Origin of the sequence: Actinoplanes subtropicus (genome assembly GCF_000721705.1) — a bacterium.
GTDB lineage: Bacteria > Actinomycetota > Actinomycetes > Mycobacteriales > Micromonosporaceae > Actinoplanes > Actinoplanes subtropicus.
Window position 1 is genome coordinate 1 of the sequence record NZ_JOJL01000009.1, and the last position, 16,451, is coordinate 16,451.

General features: G+C 70.3%; 21 protein-coding genes. 6 read left to right on the forward strand and 15 right to left on the reverse strand.

Annotation, left to right across the window (positions count from 1 at the left end; translation table 11 throughout):
- Positions 1 to 166: 166 nt before the first annotated feature.
- Positions 167 to 847, forward strand: coding sequence for a hypothetical protein (locus tag IH26_RS0114670; RefSeq protein ID WP_030436734.1), 681 nt, complete (start codon positions 167 to 169; stop codon positions 845 to 847).
- A 154-nt stretch (positions 848 to 1,001) separates the two neighbouring features.
- Here the strand turns inward: IH26_RS0114670 and IH26_RS53550 are convergent, their stop codons facing one another.
- The 3 genes from IH26_RS53550 to IH26_RS0114685 all read right to left on the reverse strand — a co-directional run bounded on the left by IH26_RS53550 (position 1,002) and on the right by IH26_RS0114685 (position 2,766).
- Positions 1,002 to 1,724 (reverse strand): hypothetical protein, encoded by a 723-nt coding sequence (locus tag IH26_RS53550; RefSeq protein WP_034215205.1) that lies wholly within the window; start codon positions 1,722 to 1,724, stop codon positions 1,002 to 1,004.
- On the reverse strand, positions 1,721 to 2,230 hold the full coding sequence (locus IH26_RS0114680; RefSeq protein WP_084598840.1) for an RNA polymerase sigma factor: 510 nt from the start codon (positions 2,228 to 2,230) through the stop codon (positions 1,721 to 1,723). The genes IH26_RS53550 and IH26_RS0114680 overlap by 4 nt, the downstream gene beginning before the upstream one ends.
- Positions 2,231 to 2,325: 95 nt before the next feature.
- Entirely contained in the window at positions 2,326 to 2,766 is a 441-nt protein-coding gene (locus IH26_RS0114685) for a VOC family protein (protein WP_030436736.1), read from the reverse strand.
- Positions 2,767 to 2,926: 160 nt separating this feature from the next.
- Here IH26_RS0114685 and IH26_RS0114690 point away from each other — a divergent pair, with 160 nt between their 5' ends.
- The gene (locus IH26_RS0114690; protein WP_030436737.1) at positions 2,927 to 3,646 is read left to right on the forward strand and encodes a hypothetical protein; all 720 of its coding nucleotides are present in this window, start codon (positions 2,927 to 2,929) and stop codon (positions 3,644 to 3,646) included.
- A 112-nt stretch (positions 3,647 to 3,758) separates the two neighbouring features.
- Here the strand turns inward: IH26_RS0114690 and IH26_RS0114695 are convergent, their stop codons facing one another.
- The 3 genes from IH26_RS0114695 to IH26_RS0114705 are packed head-to-tail and all read right to left on the reverse strand — an operon-like array spanning position 3,759 to position 6,647.
- Positions 3,759 to 4,796, reverse strand: coding sequence for an ABC transporter substrate-binding protein (locus IH26_RS0114695; protein WP_030436738.1), 1,038 nt, complete (start codon positions 4,794 to 4,796; stop codon positions 3,759 to 3,761).
- 10 nt (positions 4,797 to 4,806) lie between these two features.
- Positions 4,807 to 5,871: an ABC transporter permease gene (locus IH26_RS0114700; protein ID WP_030436739.1), complete on the reverse strand. Its 1,065-nt coding sequence runs from the start codon at positions 5,869 to 5,871 to the stop codon at positions 4,807 to 4,809.
- Positions 5,868 to 6,647, reverse strand: a complete 780-nt coding sequence (locus tag IH26_RS0114705; RefSeq protein WP_030436740.1) for an ATP-binding cassette domain-containing protein — start codon at positions 6,645 to 6,647, stop codon at positions 5,868 to 5,870. The genes IH26_RS0114700 and IH26_RS0114705 overlap by 4 nt, the downstream gene beginning before the upstream one ends.
- 86 nt (positions 6,648 to 6,733) lie before the next feature.
- Between IH26_RS0114705 and IH26_RS0114710 the strand changes: the two genes are divergently transcribed.
- Entirely contained in the window at positions 6,734 to 7,720 is a 987-nt protein-coding gene (locus IH26_RS0114710; protein WP_030436741.1) for a LacI family DNA-binding transcriptional regulator, read from the forward strand.
- A 65-nt stretch (positions 7,721 to 7,785) separates the two neighbouring features.
- Complete coding sequence (locus tag IH26_RS0114715; RefSeq protein WP_030436742.1) at positions 7,786 to 7,971, forward strand: hypothetical protein; 186 nt, start codon at positions 7,786 to 7,788, stop codon at positions 7,969 to 7,971.
- A gap of 20 nt (positions 7,972 to 7,991) precedes the next feature.
- On the opposite strand, the gene IH26_RS0114720 is transcribed toward IH26_RS0114715, so the two are convergent.
- The 7 genes from IH26_RS0114720 to IH26_RS0114750 form a co-directional block, all read right to left on the reverse strand.
- On the reverse strand, positions 7,992 to 8,549 hold the full coding sequence (locus tag IH26_RS0114720) for a DUF4760 domain-containing protein (protein WP_051808112.1): 558 nt from the start codon (positions 8,547 to 8,549) through the stop codon (positions 7,992 to 7,994).
- A 70-nt stretch (positions 8,550 to 8,619) separates the two neighbouring features.
- Complete coding sequence (locus IH26_RS0114725) at positions 8,620 to 8,853, reverse strand: hypothetical protein (RefSeq protein ID WP_030436744.1); 234 nt, start codon at positions 8,851 to 8,853, stop codon at positions 8,620 to 8,622.
- A complete protein-coding gene (locus IH26_RS0114730; protein ID WP_030436745.1) occupies positions 8,817 to 9,176 on the reverse strand; it encodes a hypothetical protein in 360 nt (119 codons plus the stop codon). The genes IH26_RS0114725 and IH26_RS0114730 overlap by 37 nt, the downstream gene beginning before the upstream one ends.
- Before the next feature lie 194 nt (positions 9,177 to 9,370).
- A complete protein-coding gene (locus tag IH26_RS0114735; RefSeq protein ID WP_211268647.1) occupies positions 9,371 to 10,105 on the reverse strand; it encodes an SDR family oxidoreductase in 735 nt (244 codons plus the stop codon).
- An 11-nt stretch (positions 10,106 to 10,116) separates the two neighbouring features.
- Complete coding sequence (locus IH26_RS0114740) at positions 10,117 to 11,094, reverse strand: LacI family DNA-binding transcriptional regulator (RefSeq protein WP_084598841.1); 978 nt, start codon at positions 11,092 to 11,094, stop codon at positions 10,117 to 10,119.
- A gap of 74 nt (positions 11,095 to 11,168) precedes the next feature.
- On the reverse strand, positions 11,169 to 12,035 hold the full coding sequence (locus IH26_RS0114745; RefSeq protein WP_245665189.1) for a tagatose-bisphosphate aldolase: 867 nt from the start codon (positions 12,033 to 12,035) through the stop codon (positions 11,169 to 11,171).
- Between the two features lie 5 nt (positions 12,036 to 12,040).
- Positions 12,041 to 13,384 carry an FGGY-family carbohydrate kinase gene (locus IH26_RS0114750; protein WP_245665191.1) on the reverse strand — a complete coding sequence of 448 codons (1,344 nt, stop codon included), beginning with the start codon at positions 13,382 to 13,384 and terminating at the stop codon, positions 12,041 to 12,043.
- Positions 13,385 to 13,448: 64 nt separating this feature from the next.
- Between IH26_RS0114750 and IH26_RS0114755 the strand changes: the two genes are divergently transcribed.
- On the forward strand, positions 13,449 to 14,033 hold the full coding sequence (locus IH26_RS0114755; RefSeq protein ID WP_030436750.1) for a shikimate kinase: 585 nt from the start codon (positions 13,449 to 13,451) through the stop codon (positions 14,031 to 14,033).
- A 10-nt stretch (positions 14,034 to 14,043) separates the two neighbouring features.
- Here IH26_RS0114755 and IH26_RS0114760 read toward each other — a convergent pair whose 3' ends face one another.
- Positions 14,044 to 14,604, reverse strand: coding sequence for a TetR/AcrR family transcriptional regulator (locus IH26_RS0114760; RefSeq protein ID WP_157437195.1), 561 nt, complete (start codon positions 14,602 to 14,604; stop codon positions 14,044 to 14,046).
- 95 nt (positions 14,605 to 14,699) lie between these two features.
- Between IH26_RS0114760 and IH26_RS0114765 the strand changes: the two genes are divergently transcribed.
- A complete protein-coding gene (locus IH26_RS0114765) occupies positions 14,700 to 15,215 on the forward strand; it encodes a hypothetical protein (RefSeq protein WP_030436752.1) in 516 nt (171 codons plus the stop codon).
- Between the two features lie 12 nt (positions 15,216 to 15,227).
- Here the strand turns inward: IH26_RS0114765 and IH26_RS0114770 are convergent, their stop codons facing one another.
- Entirely contained in the window at positions 15,228 to 16,361 is a 1,134-nt protein-coding gene (locus IH26_RS0114770; protein WP_245665192.1) for a cytochrome P450 family protein, read from the reverse strand.
- Positions 16,362 to 16,451 lie beyond the last annotated feature (90 nt).

The following is a 16,451-nucleotide window of genomic DNA, read 5'->3' on the forward strand; positions in this document are numbered from 1 at the left end:
CTACCGGAGCTTCGTTCCCATCACGCCCCGCGACACGCCACTGTGGCCAGACCGCGACGCGGCACTCACACCAAACTCATGATCTTGAAACGGCCGTGAACTGGGTGCCGGCGGCCGGTGGGCCCGCAGCGGACTCGCCGGGAAGCGCAACGGACCGTGGTATTGGGTGCCCGACAAGTTGTGGGCGAAATACAGCGGACAACTCCACGGGCCGGACGGTTGCCTGGGATATCCGATCGAGCCGTCCCGGCCCTGGGAGAACGGAATTCGCCAAGATTTCGAACACGGCTCGCTGTCGTTTCGGCAAGACCGCGGCGTCGTCACCACCGGCGGCTGCGTCGAAGCCGATCCGCCATCGGCGGCCCCGGTGACGGCGCACCATGCCCTGGTCTACCAGGTCGACGCCGACCACGGAATCCCGCACGAAATTCCGCCGGCCAAATCGGCATCGCAGGACTTCACGCCGTCGTTGCCGTTCGTCGACGAGATCGGCATCATCGCCGGAGTGGATCCGGCCAAGAGCACTTCGCCGCAACACTCGATCACATTGCAGCTTCTCGACCGGGAGCAGCACATCCTGTTCCACCGGTCGGTGACGTTGAACGACAATCGGCTGACAACGGCCGGCTTTCCGCCGATACCTGTCGCGGTCGGCAAGGTCTACTGGCTCCGGGTGATCAATGACTCCGCCGACGTCATCGGCGTCTACCTCAACGACCCGGCCCGGGCGAACCACATCGCCAGCCCGTCGGCGCGAGCTCTGCTGGACGGCGAGTTGCCGAACCCGCGGGTGCATCGGGACGACAACGGAGCGCTGTGCGGGCGCATCGAGGGCACGTCCGGTTAGCGGCCGCGGGCCGACGCGGATCGCACCGCGGCCGGCCGGCCGGGCCATGCAGGACAGCCCGGCGGCCGCGCGCGGAGGGTGACCAGCGACGGCGCTCGGCGCTGCACCGGGGACTGGTGGCCGGCGTACGAAATGGTGGTCTTGATTTTCGGCGTCAGGTACCGGAGCTGATCTCGGTCGGGAGGGAGCCGGCGGAGGGTGAGAACGAGTACGGCGGTCCGGACGGGCCGAAGGTGGTCTTGCCGGTCTTGCTGAGGAATTCGAAGGCGAAGCCGGCCCGGCCGTTCGACTGGGCGTCGCCGGCCGCGAAGACGCGCAGGTAGCCGTAGGTCGGCTGGCGGATCGTCAGGCGCAGCGGCGCCGGATCGTGGGCGGCGCAGACGGCCTTGCCATGGCCCAGCACCGTGTTGCCGGAGTCGCCCTGCTTCACGACGACATCGACCTTGCCGGCGCCGACGCAGAAGAAGTGGAATGCGTAGGTGTCGGCCGGCATGTCGTTCAGGTCGTCTTCGTAGGACGGGGTGACCACTCCGGCGGTCGCGCTGATCGAGGTCGGCGTCTTGCCGCGGTCGGCGAGGAGGTCGCCGGCCGCCTGGGCGGGGTCGTCCGCGGGCCGCGACGGCTCGGGGATCAGCGACGGCTCGGCGCTGGAGGGGGCTTCCGCCGGCGCGCCCGCGGTGTAGTCGCCGCCGGCGCGCGGGTGCAGACCGACGCCGGCACCGACCAGCACCGCGGCGACCGCGACCCCGGTGCCCGCCGCCACGGCGACCGTGCGCCTGCGGTGGGCGGCCCTGATCGGCGGCGTTCCCGGTGCGACGATCTCGCTCAGGGTTCGGGCGCGCAGCTCCTGGAAGAGCTTCTCGAGTTCGTCGGTCATCGCGGGTCCTCCGTCATGCCGGGAGTGCGGGGGGATTCGGTCAGGTCGAGCCGGGCGGCCAACGCCTGGCGGGCCCGGTGCAGCCAGGACTTGACGGTTCCTTCCGGTACGCCCTCCCGCTCGGCTATCTCGGCGACGGACAGGTCGGCGAGGTAGCGCAGCACGATCGCCCGGCGCTGGTTGCCGGGCAGGGTGGCCAGCGCCGCGATCAGCGCGACCCGCTCGGGCTCGGGCCCGTCGACGTGCGGCTCGACCGGGCGCTGGCGGCGCAGGAACATGCTGATCGTGCGCTTGCGGCGCCATCTGCTGAGCGCCAGGTTCCAGGCGACCCGGCGCACCCACGCGACCGGGTCGTCGTACCGCGACATGGTGCGCCATCGGGCGTAGGCCCGGCAGAACGCCTCCTGGACGACGTCCTGCGCCTCCTGCCGGTCGCCGAAGTAGGCATAGAGCTGCACGGTGAGGTCGCCGTAGTGCGCGGCGTAGATCTCGTCGAACGACGACATCTGGTTCGGCACGACTACCAGCGCCTCCGGTCTCGTTCCGGCCGTTGCTGTCACGAACCACTACACGCCCCGGCGCGGGCGAACGTTGCAGCCTCTCAGGTGAGCTGCTCGGCCAGGCCGACGATGATGCCCTCGGGGCCGCGGACGTAGCAGAGCCGGTAGACGGTCTCGAAGTTCACCACCTCGCCGACCAGCTCGGCGCCGTGCGCCAGCAGGCGGCCGACGACGTCGTCGATGTCGTCGACGGCGAACATGACCCGCCGGATGCCGAGCGTGTTCGCCGGCGCGTCGGGCGGCTCGGAGCGGACCGCCTTCGGCGTGTGGAACATCGCCAGCTCGATGCCGCCGGGTGCGCCGGGTATCCGGAGCATGGCGACCTCCTGCCGGACGTCGTCGAGCGCGATGACCCGCTCCACCCACGGTCCCTCGATCGGGCCCCGGCCCTCGAGCTCCATGCCGAGCTCGACGAAGAACGCGATGACGGCGTCGATGTCCTCGACGACGATGAGCACGTTGTCCATCCGTTGGATCGCCATGCGACCCCCTCTCTGTCGTGGTTCATCGTGGCAGGGACGGGGCCGCCGGAGCGTTCTCGACACCTCCGGGCGCTGCTACCTTCCCGCACCCGAAAGGCAACCCGGATGCAACCGCGCGGCTACAGGGTGGGCAGCCAATCCCCGGTGATCGGAGCGGCCCGTGTCCGACGGCGTATTTCATGCCTACATCGCCCTGCTCGTTGTCAGCGGCCTGACGCTGTCGGTCCTCGCCGTACGCGGGTTCGGCCTGTCCACCACGGCCCGGGTGGTGGACGGTCTGTTCAGCGTCGGATTCCTCGGCTACGCCATCTATCTCGTCGTGGGGGACCCGGCCACGGTGAGGGTCTTCGGCTACGCGTTCGCGGCGCCGGTCTTGGCGGTCATTCATGTGCTGCGCGCGCACAAGGCGGCACGGGCGGCCGGTCCTTCGTCGTTCGCTCCGGCTTCGGGCGGCTACGGCGGCGGGTTCGCGCCGGTCGTCCCGCCGCCCCCGTACCACCCGGCGGCCGGAAACTCCCTCTACAGCGCATCCTTTCCCGGAGCGCCGCATCCTGGCGCACTCCCGCCGGGACCGGACCCGTCCTGGTTCCCCGGGGCCCCTCCGGCCGCCCCGGCATCGCCGCACCAAGGCTTTCCCGGCCAGGCGCAGACGGCCTACCCGCCCGCGTTCCCGGCATATCCCCCACCGGTGCACGGGTTTTCCCCGGAGACGGCACGCGCCGGCAATCCGCAGCCGACGGATGCGGCACACGGCTACCCGGCGGGCGGTTACCCGGCGGGCGGCTACCCGTCCTCACCTGCCGCCGGGGGCGAATACGAGGCACACCCTCAGGGACCGCAGTCCTCGACGCCCGGCGAGTGGCCACCGCGCCGCCCGTGACCTGGTGACCGCTGGCGGGCACTGCGGCTCGCGCCACCCACGACACCGCCGCGGCGCCGGGCGTTCCCCGGCGGGCGCGGTCAGCCGACCCACGCCCGCCAGGTCGGGACCGTCAGCAGCTGGACTTGTAGGCGGCCTGGCCGCCCGCGCCGCTGAGGTTGTCCTTGGTGATGGTGGTGAAGCCGGTCTGGATCTTCGGGGTTACCTGGCCGCCGTCGAGGGCCGCTACGGCCTCGTCGACGCCGTACTGGCCGATCGTGCCGGGCTGCTGGGCGATCAGGGCCTGGACGGTGCCCTCCTGCAGGGCCTTGATCTGGTTCGGGCCCGCGTCGAAGCCCACGATCTTGACGGTGCTGGTCTTGCCGGCCTGGCGTACGCCGGTGGCGGTGCCCTCCGCGGAGAACAGGTTGGCGGCGAAGACGCCCTTGATGTCGGGGTCCTTCTGCAGCGCTGAGCTGATCAGGTTGGACGCCGTCGCCGGGTCGTTGTGCGAGTACTGCACCGGCAGGTACTGGAACTTCGAGTCGGCCTTGGCGGCGTCGGCGAAGCCCTGGATGCGCTGGTCGACGGTGGAGACGCCGGGGTCGGTGGACATCACCATGACCTTGCCGCCGTCCGGGTTGAGCTGCTTGATGGCCTCGAAGGCGGCCCGGCCGCCGCCGATGTTGTCGGACGCGATGGCGCTGGCCGCGTACGACGGGTCCTTGGTGGTGGTGTCGACCAAGATGATCTTGATACCGGCGGCGGCCGCGGCCTGCAACGGCGCCTGCATGGCGGTCACGTCGGTGGGGGCGATCAGGATGGCGTCCGGCTTGGCCGCCACCACCGAGTCGAGGATCGGCTTCTGCAGGGTGGGGTCGAACTTCTGCGGGCCCTGGGTCTTGACGGTGACGCCGAGCTTGGCGGCCTCGGCCTGGACCCCGCACTGCATCGTGATGTAGAACTCGTCGCCCTGGACACCCTGGATGAACTGCAGGTTGTAGGCCTTCTTCGCCTTCTGCGGCACCACCGCGCCGGAGGCGGCGGCCGCGCTGGGGTTGCCGGCGGCCGTGTTTGGCGCGCTGCCGGTCGGTTTCGAGCTGGTGCAGGCCGTCAGGGCGACGATCAGGGCGGTGCTTCCGGCGTACGCAAGAAGGTTGGTCTTTTTCATGGGGAGTCCTTTACTTCTTGGTCTTGAACACGGAGAGGAGCGAGGGATGGGAACCGCCGCGCTGGGCGGCGGCGCGGCGGGACTGGTCGACGTAGACCGCCGCCACCAGGACCGAGCCGACGGCGACGCCCTGCCAGAAGGCCTCGACGCCGATGATCACGAAGCCGGCCTGGAGGACCGCGGGGATGAACAGGCCGATGACCGTGCCGAAGATGGAGCCCTCGCCGCCGAAGATCGAGGTGCCGCCGATGACGACGGCCGCGATGACGTTGAGGTTGGTCAGCGACTGACCGGCAATGGTGGTGGTGCCGAACTGCGCGAGGGCCAGCACCGCGCCGAGCCCGGCGCAGGCTCCGGAGAGCGCGTACACCAGGATCAGGTGCCGGTCGACGCTGATGCCCACCCGGCGGGCGCCGAGCTCGTTGGAGCCGATCGCGTAGGTGTATCGCCCGAACCTCGTCTTGTGCAGCGCGATGCCGCCGACGATCACGACGACCAGCGCGACGAACGGCAGGGCCGGAATTCCCAGGATCTTGATGTACGTGTTGAAGTCGGTCAGCGCCTCCGGGACCGAGCGGATGTCGATGCCGCCGGTGATGACCTGGGCCAGGCCGAGGGCGACGGACAGCGCGCCGAGGGTGACGATCAGCGGCGGGATCTTGGCCTTCGCGATGAGGAAGCCGTTGAGCGCGCCCCAGGCGATGCCGGAGACGAGCGCGCCCGCGATGCCGAGGGCCGCGGTGGACCAGCCGTCCCCGCCGACCGCCTCCATGATCTTCGCGGCGACCACCGAGGAGAAGACCAGGACCGAGCCGATGGAAAGGTCGATGCCGGAGGTGATGATGACGAAGGTCATGCCGACGCCGAGCACCGCCCAGACCGCGATGTTCTGCGAGATGAGCGAGAAGTTGCTGGTGGACAGGAACTTGGTGCCGGCCGCCACGGAGAAGGCGGCGACGATGAGGAGCAGGACGCCGAGGATCCACACCGACTGCATGCCGGCTACCCGGCCGAGTAACGACTGCCGGGGCGGGGCCTCCACGATGGCCGGCTCCTCCGGGGTGATCACGCTCATGAGCCGTTGTCCTTGCGGTTGATGGTCTGCGGATCGAGGGCGCCGGTCATCGCGCCGACCAGCTGCTCGACGGTCGTGCCCGCGGCCGGCATCGTGGCCACCCGGGTGCCGAGGCGCATGACCTGGATCCGGTCGGCGACCTCGAGGACGTGCGGCATGGAATGCGAGATGAGCACCACAGCGATGCCCTTGTCGCGTACGCGTTTGATGGTGTCCAGGACGTTCTTGGTCTGCACCACGCCGAGCGCCGCGGTCGGCTCGTCCAGGAACACGATCTTGTCGGCCCAGCTGATCGCCCGGACGATCGCGATCTGCTGCCGCTGGCCGCCGGACATCGAGCCGACCGGCGAACCGAAGGCGGTGACGGTGCCGCCGAGCTCCCGGAAGCCGGCCTCGGCGCGGGCCCGCATCCGCTTCTCGTCCATGAACCCCAGGAAGCCGAGGACACCGCGGCGGGGGATCTCCCGGCCCAGGAACATGTTCTGCACCGGGTTGAGATGCGGGGCGAGCGCGAGGTCCTGGTAGACGACCTCCATGCCCATCTCGGACGCCTGGTGCGGGCTGGTGATGGTGACCCGCTCGCCCCGGAAGAACAGCTCCCCCGCGTCCACCGCGAGATTGCCGGTCAGCGCCTTGACCATGGTGGACTTGCCGGCTCCGTTGTCGCCGATCAGGGCGACCACCTCGCCGGCGTCGACGTCGAAGGACGCGTCGTTCAGTGCGCGGACGTGTCCGAAGCTTCGCGAGAGGCCGCGCGCCTCGAGGAGGGGTGCCATGGACGGACACTAATTCATGTCACCGGTGTCTGTCACCGGTGACATGAAATTGTGATTTGCCGTATCGTCGCTGCCAGGAGGCCGAGATGAGCACGATGCGCCAAGTCGCGGAGCGCGCCGGCGTCAGCGCCAAATCCGTGTCCCGGGTGATCAACAATGATCGATACGTGTCGGCCGACGTCCGCCGCCGCGTCGAACAAGCGATCGCCGAGCTCCATTACGTCCCGAACGAGCTGGCGCGCACCTTCCGGTCGGGCCGCGACGCGGCGATCGGCGTGGCCATCCCCGACCTCTCCGACCCGTTCTTCGCGAGCCTGGCCCGCGAGATCGAGCAGATCGCCCGCTCCCGCGGCCTCGCCGTCCTGATCACCAGCCTCGGCAACGACGGCGCCGACGAGCAGGCCCGGGTCGAGGCGCTGCTGCGCCGGCGCCTGATCGGCCTGATCACCACCCCGGTCGCCGCCGACCAGTCCTACCTGAAGTCCTGGCAGGACCGGATCGTCATCGTCTTCATCGACCGGCCGCCGGCCGGGATCAGCGCCGACTACGTCGTCGAGGACAACCACGGCGGGGCGTACGCGGCGATCCAGCACCTGATCGGGCACGGCCACCGCCGCATCGCGTTCATCGGCGACCGGGTCAGCACCGCCACCACGGCCCGCCGGCTGAAGGGCTACCGGGACGCGATGCGCGACGCCGGGCTGGCCGAGGACCCGGGCCTGATCCGGATCGGACGCACCAGTGCGGCCGAGTCGGCGGCCGCAGCCGTGCACCTGCTGGCTGCGGAGGCGCCGCCGACGGCGGTCTTCTCGTCGAACGCGTGGAGCACGATCGGCATCATCCCGGCGCTGCAGGCGTCCGGGCATCGGTCGGTGCCGCTGGTCAGCTTCGGGGACTTCCCGCTGTCGTCGGCGATCGATCCGGCGCCGACGGTGGTCGACCAGAACCCGGCGGCGGTCGGGCGGGCGGCGGCGACCCGCCTGTTCGACCGGATCGAGCACCCGCGGCGCAGACTCAAGCGGCAGATCGTGCTGCCGGTGCCGCTGATCGCCCGCGCCTCCTGCTGCGGCTGACTGGACATCGCCGACGGCGGCCGCCCATCCTGTGTGCAACATCGACCGCAGCGAAGGAGGACCGCATGCACGGTCGTCGCGGACTGGTCCGGCTCGCCCTTGGTTTGGCGACCGGAGTCGGCATCCTCACCTTGACGGCCGCCCCGGCGTTCGCCAGCTCCGTCATCAAGCCGCTGCAGGCGTCCGTGAGCTCGGACATCGGCTCGGCGAATGCCGACACCGACAGCTCCGTCATCAGACCGCCGCAGTAAGCCGCGACGAGGTCCGTGATTCATTTGCGCCGTGGTCGAGGGGCAATGATCTGACGGCGGCCTTTCATGGGAAGGCCCCGCATGAAGCGGTCGACGGTGGTGGACGGCATCTCTTTGGCCTTCTTGGCGAACTCCTCGAGATTCCGGAACAGGAACGGGCCGGTGTGGTGCGCGGACTCGCGTTCGACGAGCACGAACGGCTCTATCGCCTCCCAGACGTGAATGATCCGATCCCGAAGAACGACGATGATGTGCTGGTCCTGCAGAACTCCAAGTGCGGTGAGGGCTGCGAACACCTGGTAGTAGTACGCAACGTCGTAGATCTTTTCTCGCACATCGTCGGGTAGCCCGGTGATACCCCCGACGGAGTCATGTTCAACCGGCAGGCGGGTGCAGATGAAGCGATAGTTGTCGTTGAACTCCATTGAGCGGAACTGGCTCAGGAGGTCGATCAACACAGGCACGTAGTTGGCATTCCGCATCAGCACGACCTGTCGGGCGGCAAATACCGCGGAAATGACGAGCGCCAAAAGTGATACCACGAGAGCAGCGACGCCAAGCGTCTGACCATCCGCCATATTTCTCATTGTGCGTGCCGCAGGCAACGTCCTTACCGGCGATGGTGTGACAGGGCGGACGCCGCGTGCATCAGTGTTCGTGGTCGATCAAATGTTTGACGTGGTCGAACCAGGCGGGAGCGTGTGCCTGGGCGATGGTGTCCCAGGCGGCGCTGCCGCCCGGCAGCGTCCAGGCGCGGGTGTGGTGATAGTCGGTGCGAATGTCGTTCAGCGTCCGGCCGAGCCGTCGGCTGGATGCCGACGAGGCCTCGATGTCGCCCGGTTGGATCAGTTGCTGCTCGGCGAGATACCGGTCGACGACCACCTGGCTGTGCGAATCGATGCGCTGCCGATCGACGGTGGCCAGGGCCAGGCTACCGCGGCGGCGTGAGTAGCGCGCATCGGCGCGATCGGCGACCGGAGGTCGTCGATGACCAGATACTCGACGCCCGCGTGATCCCGACGCATCTTCGCGAGCAGAACCGCCTGGTCGCCCTGTCGCAGGAGAAAGCGGCCAACCGCCGCCACATGCACGGCGAGCCTGGGTCGGCCGCGACCGACGACGTCGAGCGTCAGAGCCGCCGTCCCGTCATTCGCCTGGCCTGCGCCGCCCGCCTCCCGCACCAGCCGATCGTAGGCGGCAGCCATCGACGAAGCCGGGTAATTCGTACCCACGCCTCCCGCGACGGCGTCCGCAGCGCAATTTCGCCGGAGCCAACGGACGACAGGAACGGGATCCGCCGGGCGCCAGGGTCAGCGCCGCGCCCGTCATGACCTCGCTTGCCGGCTTGTTGTCGCCGCCGTGCGGTTCAAGGCGCGCACCACGGCGTACGCCTGACCGGTCAGCGGCTGGTATAGCCGCCGTCGATCGGGAGGCAGACGCCGCTGATCATCGCGGCGGCGTCGCTGAGCAGGAAGACGATCGGGCCGGCCACCTCCTCCTCGGTGGCGTATCGGCCGAGCGGCATCTGGTCGAGGAACGGCTTCTGGATCTCCTCGCGGCCCCAGTAGAACGCCGACATCGGGGTCATCACCACCGTGGGATTGACGCTGTTGACCCGGATCCCGTACGGGCCGAGCTCGAGCGCCGACACCCGCGTGATGCTGTCCAGCGCGGCCTTCGACGCGGCGTACGAAATATGCCCGGTGAGGCCGACCAGGGCGGCCTGGCTCGAGACGTTGACGATCGCGCCGCCCCGGCCCGCGGCGATCATGCTGCGCGACGCGTACTTGGTGACCAGCAGGGCGCCGCGGGTGTTGACCGCGATCGCCTGGTCGAACACGTCGAGGTCGGCGTCGGTCGGCGCGGAGATCTCGCCGCCGAAGCCGGCGCAGTTGACGACTCCCCACACCGGCACGTCCTGCAGCGCGTCGCGGACGGCGGACTCGCTGGTGAGGTCGAACGGCAGCGGCCGGGCGCCGGTCTCGGCGACGATGGCCTCGAGCCGGTCCGGGCTCGAGGCGGACGCGATCACGTCGGCACCGCTCTCGACGAGCATCCGGACGACGGCGCCGCCGATGCCGCCGGAGGCGCCAGTGACCAGGACGGTGCGGTGGTCGAAGGTGGACATCGCCATGAGAGCCTCCGTCAGGGCTGGATGATTTTGCAGGACTCCCGCTCGATCAGGGTGACGTCGAGGACGGTGGTACGCCGCAGCCGGCGCTTCGGGTGGTCGACCCGCTCGAAGACGCGCCGCGCGGCCAGCCGGCCGATCTGCCCGGGGTCCTGGTCGACCACGGTCAGCGCCGGGTGCAGCATGTCGGCCAGCGGGAAGTCGCCGAAGCCCACCACCGCCAGCTCGTTCGCCGGCAGCGCGTGCACCACCAGCATCGAGCTGCGCGCGTTGGAGGAGAAGACCGCGGTCGGCCGATCGGCCAGGCCCAGCAGCCGGCTGATCGCGGCCTCGGTGCTGACCCGGTCCCTGACGTACGGGGCGAGCAGCGCGTCGTCCGGCTCGATGCCCGCCTCGGTGAGCGCGCGGCGGTACCCGGCCAGGCGGTTCACCTCCGTCGACAGGTGCATGGTGTCGCCGACGTACGCGATCCGCCGGTGGCCGTGCTCGATCAGGTGGCGGGTGGCCAGGTGGCCCCCGGCCTCGTCGTTGTCGGCGAACATGTCGGCGGACAGATTGACCGGCGCCCGGTCGACGAACACCATCGGCGTACTCTCGGTCCACCGCTTCAGCCACGAGTGGTCGGCCCCGACCGGCGCCACGATCAGGCCGGCCAGGCGGCGGCTGAGCAGCGACTCGATGATGCCGCGCTCGCGGGCCGGCTCGTTGCCGAGGTTGGTGACCAGGGTGGCCACGCCCCGCTCGCGGGCGACGCCGTCGACGGCCCGGGCGATAGCCGCGAAGAACGGGTCGACGATGTCCGGCACGGCCACGCCGACGGCCGACGTCCGGCCCGACCGGAACGTCGTGGCCAGCACGTTGGGGACGTAGTTGAGCTCGCGCATGACTCGTTCCACGTGGGCCCGGGTCTCCGGCAGCACGTGCGGGTCGTCGTTGAACACCCGGGAGACCGTCTTCGCGCTCACCCCGGCGTGCTTGGCCACGTCCCGCATCGTCGCCACAGCTACCTCCCCGGTATCGCTCCCATGGCCGCCGCAGCATATCCGACCTGCGATAACACCCTGTTTCAGCCGTCCACCACGGCGGCCAGCTCGTGCAGCCGGGGAAGCGCCCGCTTTGTCAGATAGTCCCGACGCAAATCCGGCGATACCGACAGGCTGTCCTTCCACAGCGCGCGGCCCGCCATCGCGCCGCCGGCGCCGTGCGCCATCGCCGTGGCCACCTGCGCGAGGAAGGTCTCGTGGTCGACGCCAGCGGACAGCACCGCCCACGGCACCCCGTCGGCGGCGGCGGTGACCGCGGCACACCCCTCGGCCGAGCCGGGGTACTGCAGCTTGAGCACCTTGGCCCCACACGCGACCGCCAGCCGGGCGCCGTCGGCCACCAGGGTGGGGAAGGCCGCCGCGTACGCCTGCTCGGTCTCGTCCTTCAGCCGGTAGGTGAGCAGCTCGACGATCAGCAGTACGCCCTCAGCCGTGCAGGCCTCGATGAGCTCGCGCATCTCGGCGGCGACCCGGGAGCCGGCGTCCTGCCGGTCCGGGCGCAGGTACCAGAGCATCTTCGCGGCGTCGCCGCCCAGCTCGCGGACGCGGCGCGCGGTCATGCCCGGCACCAGGCGGGTGTAGCGCAGCCCGTCGACCGTCTCGTACCCGGAGGCGTCCATGCCGACGACCAGCGAGGTACCGCGGACCAGCACGCCGTCGTCGACGACCGCGGGCAGCGCGACCTCGGGGTCGAGGAGGATGGCCGGGGCGTTGTTCGCCAGGTAGCGGACCAGGTCGGCCTTGGCCGCGGCCAGCTCGGCGGTGCTGACCTCGCCCGGCGCGTCGCTCATCACGGCCTTCATGCTGTTGCGCTGGTCGGCGGCGACGATGAGCATCCGGCCGCCCGGCGTGGAGATCGCGGACAGGCCGCGGCGTTCGATCGTGGTCAACGGGTTCACGGGAGGCTTCCCATCTTCGAGGGGGTCAGTAGGCGCGCGGCGACCCGGGCGGCGCCGTACGCGGTCTCCTGGTCGCGGGCCGAGGTGGTCATCGGCGGCAGGACCCGGGCCCGGGCGCGCCGGACGGCGGCCATGCCGGCCCAGCCGCCGGTGAGGGTGGCGGTGACCGCCGGCGGCAGTTCCCGGTCCATCGCCTCGATCAGCAGCGCGATCTCGTCGTTGCTGTGCCGCAGCACGGCGCCGAACACCTCGGCCGGGCTGACGCCGTCGGCCCGGACGGTCAGGCTCAGGACGCCGTCGTCGTTGCGGGCGCCGGAGACCTCGACGGCGCCGGCGGGGAGTTCCCCCTCGTACGGCAAAGCCATGATCGCCGCATCGAGCTCGTCGCGGCCCGGCCGGTCCCGGATGCCGGCGGTCTGCAGAACCCGGCGCAGCAACAGCCCCGTCTTGACCCCCGCGACGAGCACATGCTTTCCCGGTACGACGTGCCGGACCTCGTTGATCAGGTGGTTGGCGAGGCGGCGCCGGGCATCGAAGCCGAGCGGCCGGTCGATCACTCGCAGCAGCACCTCGGCGGTGCCCATCGAGACGTGGTAGTGGTCGGCCGGCAGCTCGCCGGTGGCCTCGGCCGCGACAAGATGATCGTGCCCGGCGACAGTCAGCCGCGCGCCGGCCACATTCTCCGGGAGGGCCGCGGCCGTTGCCGCTCCGAACGGGCTGCCCGCGTCGACCAGCGGCGGCAGGAACGACTCGTCGATCCCGAGCGCGGCCAGCATCCGCGGCCAGGGGCGCCCGGTGTCCTGATCGAGCAGCCCGGTGCGCGAGGTCAACGACCGTTCCAGCGCGGTGCGGCCGCCGAGCGCCGCCGCCACGAACTCCGGCAGATTCAACCACCGCAAACCATTCAGCCGTACGCCGCGACCGCGCAGCCAAGCCAGTTTCGCCACGCTGACCTGCGCCCCCAGCGGCAGCCCGGTGCGCCCGGCGAACTCCGCCCGGATCTCGGCCGGGAAGGCGGCGGCCTGCTCCGCGCCGCGAGGGTCGAACCACGCCATGCCGGGGGCGACGGCGACACCGCGCGGGTCGACGACCAGCCCCGTCTCGGCCATGCCCGCGATGGCGATGGCCTCGATCGGATCGTCGGTCACCCGGCCGGCGGCTTCGAGCAGCGACCGTACGGCCGCCAGCAGGTCCTCGGCCGTGATCTCGGTGCAGCCACCCGGAAGGGCCCGCCAGGGGGTCGGCACCTGCACGCCACCGATCTCGGCACCGTCCTCGTCGGCGATCAGCATCTTCAGGCTGGTGCTGCCCAGGTCGATGCCCCCGACGAGACGTGCCACGGCGATCTCCTCTCCTCATGTCACCGGTGTCGCGGTCAGCCATGACACCGGTAACATGGCTCCCATGATGTGGCCCTCATCGAAGGCTTGTCAATCGCCGGGTCCCCTCGTCGTCGCCGTCGCGGGGGTCGCCGGCAGCGGGAAGACAACGCTCGGCCGAGCCCTCGCGGCAGCGCTCGGGGCGCCGCTGCTCGACCTCGATTCGCTGACGAATCCGCTGCTCGACCGCCTGCCCGCAGATGTGTTCGGCGGCCATTGGCTCGCCACTCCGCACCGCGCGGCCATTCGCGACGGCCGCTACGCCGCGCTCCGCGCCGTAACGCGCGACACAGTGGACACCTGCGGGCGAGCGGTGCTCGTCGCGCCCTTCACCGCCGAACTGCGCGGAGGCGAGCCGTGGGACCTGTTATGCCAGGCGGCTGGCGGCTTGCGCATGGTCCACATCGACGGCGCCCCGGAGCTCTTCGCGGCACGCCGGGCCGACCGCTTTGCGGAACGAGACCGGCACCGTTTCCCGGAGCCGGCGGCCCCTCCCCCAGCCGTACCGGTGATCACCGTGGACGCCGAACTCACCACCGAACAACAGCTCCAACTGGTACTGGCCGCCCTCGCACATACTGCGGCTCCGATCCCTGACGCCGCACCGTAGACGACTACGTCTACTTCCGTGCGTGGATCACCGCCTGGCAGCCACGCAGGAACGTGCCGCCCGCGGCGGCCGGGTCGCCCAGGTAACCGGCGACCATGGCGCCGTCGCGCAGCAGCATCAGCTCGTCGGCGACGGCGGCTCGATCCGGTAGCCCGAGTGGGGTGATGAGCTGCTCGAAGGTCTTTCGATACCAGGCCCGGTGCTCGTCGACGACCCGCCGCACGGGACTCTCGGGGTCGGGATACTCGGCGGCAGCGTTGATGAACGGGCAGCCGCGGAAGCCCGGGCTGCAGGCCACCGCCCCGATGCCTTCCGAGATAAGTCGCAGCGCGGTGTCGACATCCCCGCCGGCCCGGCCGATCGCGTTGCCGACACCCTCGCGCTCGATCGCCGCCCGGCCCTCCAGATACGCCACCACCAGGTCGTCCTTGGTGCGGAAGTGCCGGTAGAAGGTGACCTTCGTGGTGCCGACCCGCTCGATTATCCGGTCGGCGCTGACCGCGCGCAGCCCCTGCGCATAGAAGAGCTCGGAAGCGGCCTCGACAAGGCGCTCACGTACCGGCGATGTCACGGCCCCCATGGTACGGATCTCACATTCCTCTTGCGCTGAGCCACTCGGTAGGGTTACTAGTTAGTCTACCGCATCTCCTCGGGAAGGAACTCGTCATGACCATCGCCCTCCGGCGGCTGTATCTCGTCCGTTTCGCTTTCGCCCTCGTCTGGGCGGTCCTGCTGTTCGTGACCGGGTCCGGTCTGGGCGCGCTGAGCGTGTCGCTGCTGGTGCTGTACCCGCTGTTCGACGCGGCCGCCGCCGTCGTCGACCTGCGCTCGTCCCGATCGGCCGCCCTGTACGTCAATCTCGCGATCAGCTCGCTCGCCGCCGTCGGATTGGCCGTCGCCTGCTCCGCCGGCATTCCCGCGGTCCTGCGCGTGTGGGGCGCCTGGGCCATCGGCTCCGGCCTGATCCAGTTGGCCGTCGGAGTGAGCCGGCGCCACCTGGGCGGCCAGTGGCCGATGATCCTCAGCGGCGGCATCTCGACGCTGGCCGGGACGTCCTTCATCCTGCAGGCCGCCGCCGACGGCGCGTCGTTGCGCAGCCTGGCCGGCTACGCCCTGCTCGGCGGCATCTTCTTCCTGACTTCGGCCGTACGCCTGGGCCGGACCGCCGTCGCGCGCGCCTAGCCCGTCCCGGAATCATGCATCCGGGCGGTGGGCTAGCCGCACCGGCAACGCCTGGTGGGCGTAGAACACGAACCCCAGGGAGGGCTCGAGCTGATCCGGCGGTACGGCGAGAGTCAGGTCGGGGAACCGCTCGAACAACGCCGGCAGCGCGATCCGCGCCTCCATCCGGGCCAGCGGCGCACCGAGGCAGTAATGCACTCCGTGGCCGAACGACAGGTGCTCCTTGTCGGGGCGGGTGACGTCGAACTGCTTCGCGGCATCGCCGTGCAGCTCGGGATCGCGCCCGGCCGCGCCGAACGCGATGAGGATCGGCTCGCCCGCCGCGATGGTCAGGCCGTCGAGTTCGATGTCCTCGACGGCGAACCGCAGCGGCAGGTACTCGACGGGACTGAGCGCGCGCAGCGTCTCCTCCACCACGTCGTCCCACGACGCCTTGCCCGCGGTGACGAGATCGAGCTGGTCGGCTCTGGTCAGCATCGCGGTGACGGCGTTGTCGATCAGGTCGGCCGTGGTCTGGAAGCCACCGCCGATGAGAGTCAGGACCGTGCTCTCCAATTCGGCCTCGCTCAGCTGCGAGCCGTCGTCGTGGGCGGCGATGAGGGCGCTGGTGAGGTCGTCGCCGGGCGCCTCGCGCTTGCCGCTGATCAGCCGTTGCACCGTCTGCTGGGTGCGGATCGCCCTCGCGACCATCTGTTCCGGTGTCGCCGAGGCGTCGATGTAGCCCTCGTTCATCTCGTGCCACGCGGCGCGTTCGCTGTCGGGTACGCCGAACATCGCGGAGATGACGTCGGCGGGTATCCGGTTGGCGTACCTCGTGCGCAGGTCCACCACCTGCCCAGGCGGGGACGCGGCCAACTCGTCGAGCACGCCAGCGGCGATCCCCTCGACGACCGCCCGCATCTCCTCGGTCCGCCGGGCGGTGAACGCCTTGGCGACGAGCTTGCGCAGCCGGATGTGCTCGGCCCCGTACGCGCTGACCATGCTGTCGAAGACGACCCAGTTGATCAATGGCCAGTCCGGCGGGATCTCACCGTTACGCAGGGCCGGCCAGTGCCGGCGGGCGTTCTTGGACACCCGAGGGTCGATCAACAGCTGGCGCATCGACTGGTAGCTGGTGATGGCCCAGGCGAGCACACCGCCCGGCAACTCGACGAGCGTGGCCGGACCCCCGCGCGCGGATGCGGTCGGACTCGCCGTGGATGTCGCTGCCGCTCGGGTCCAAGACAACAGGCTGGG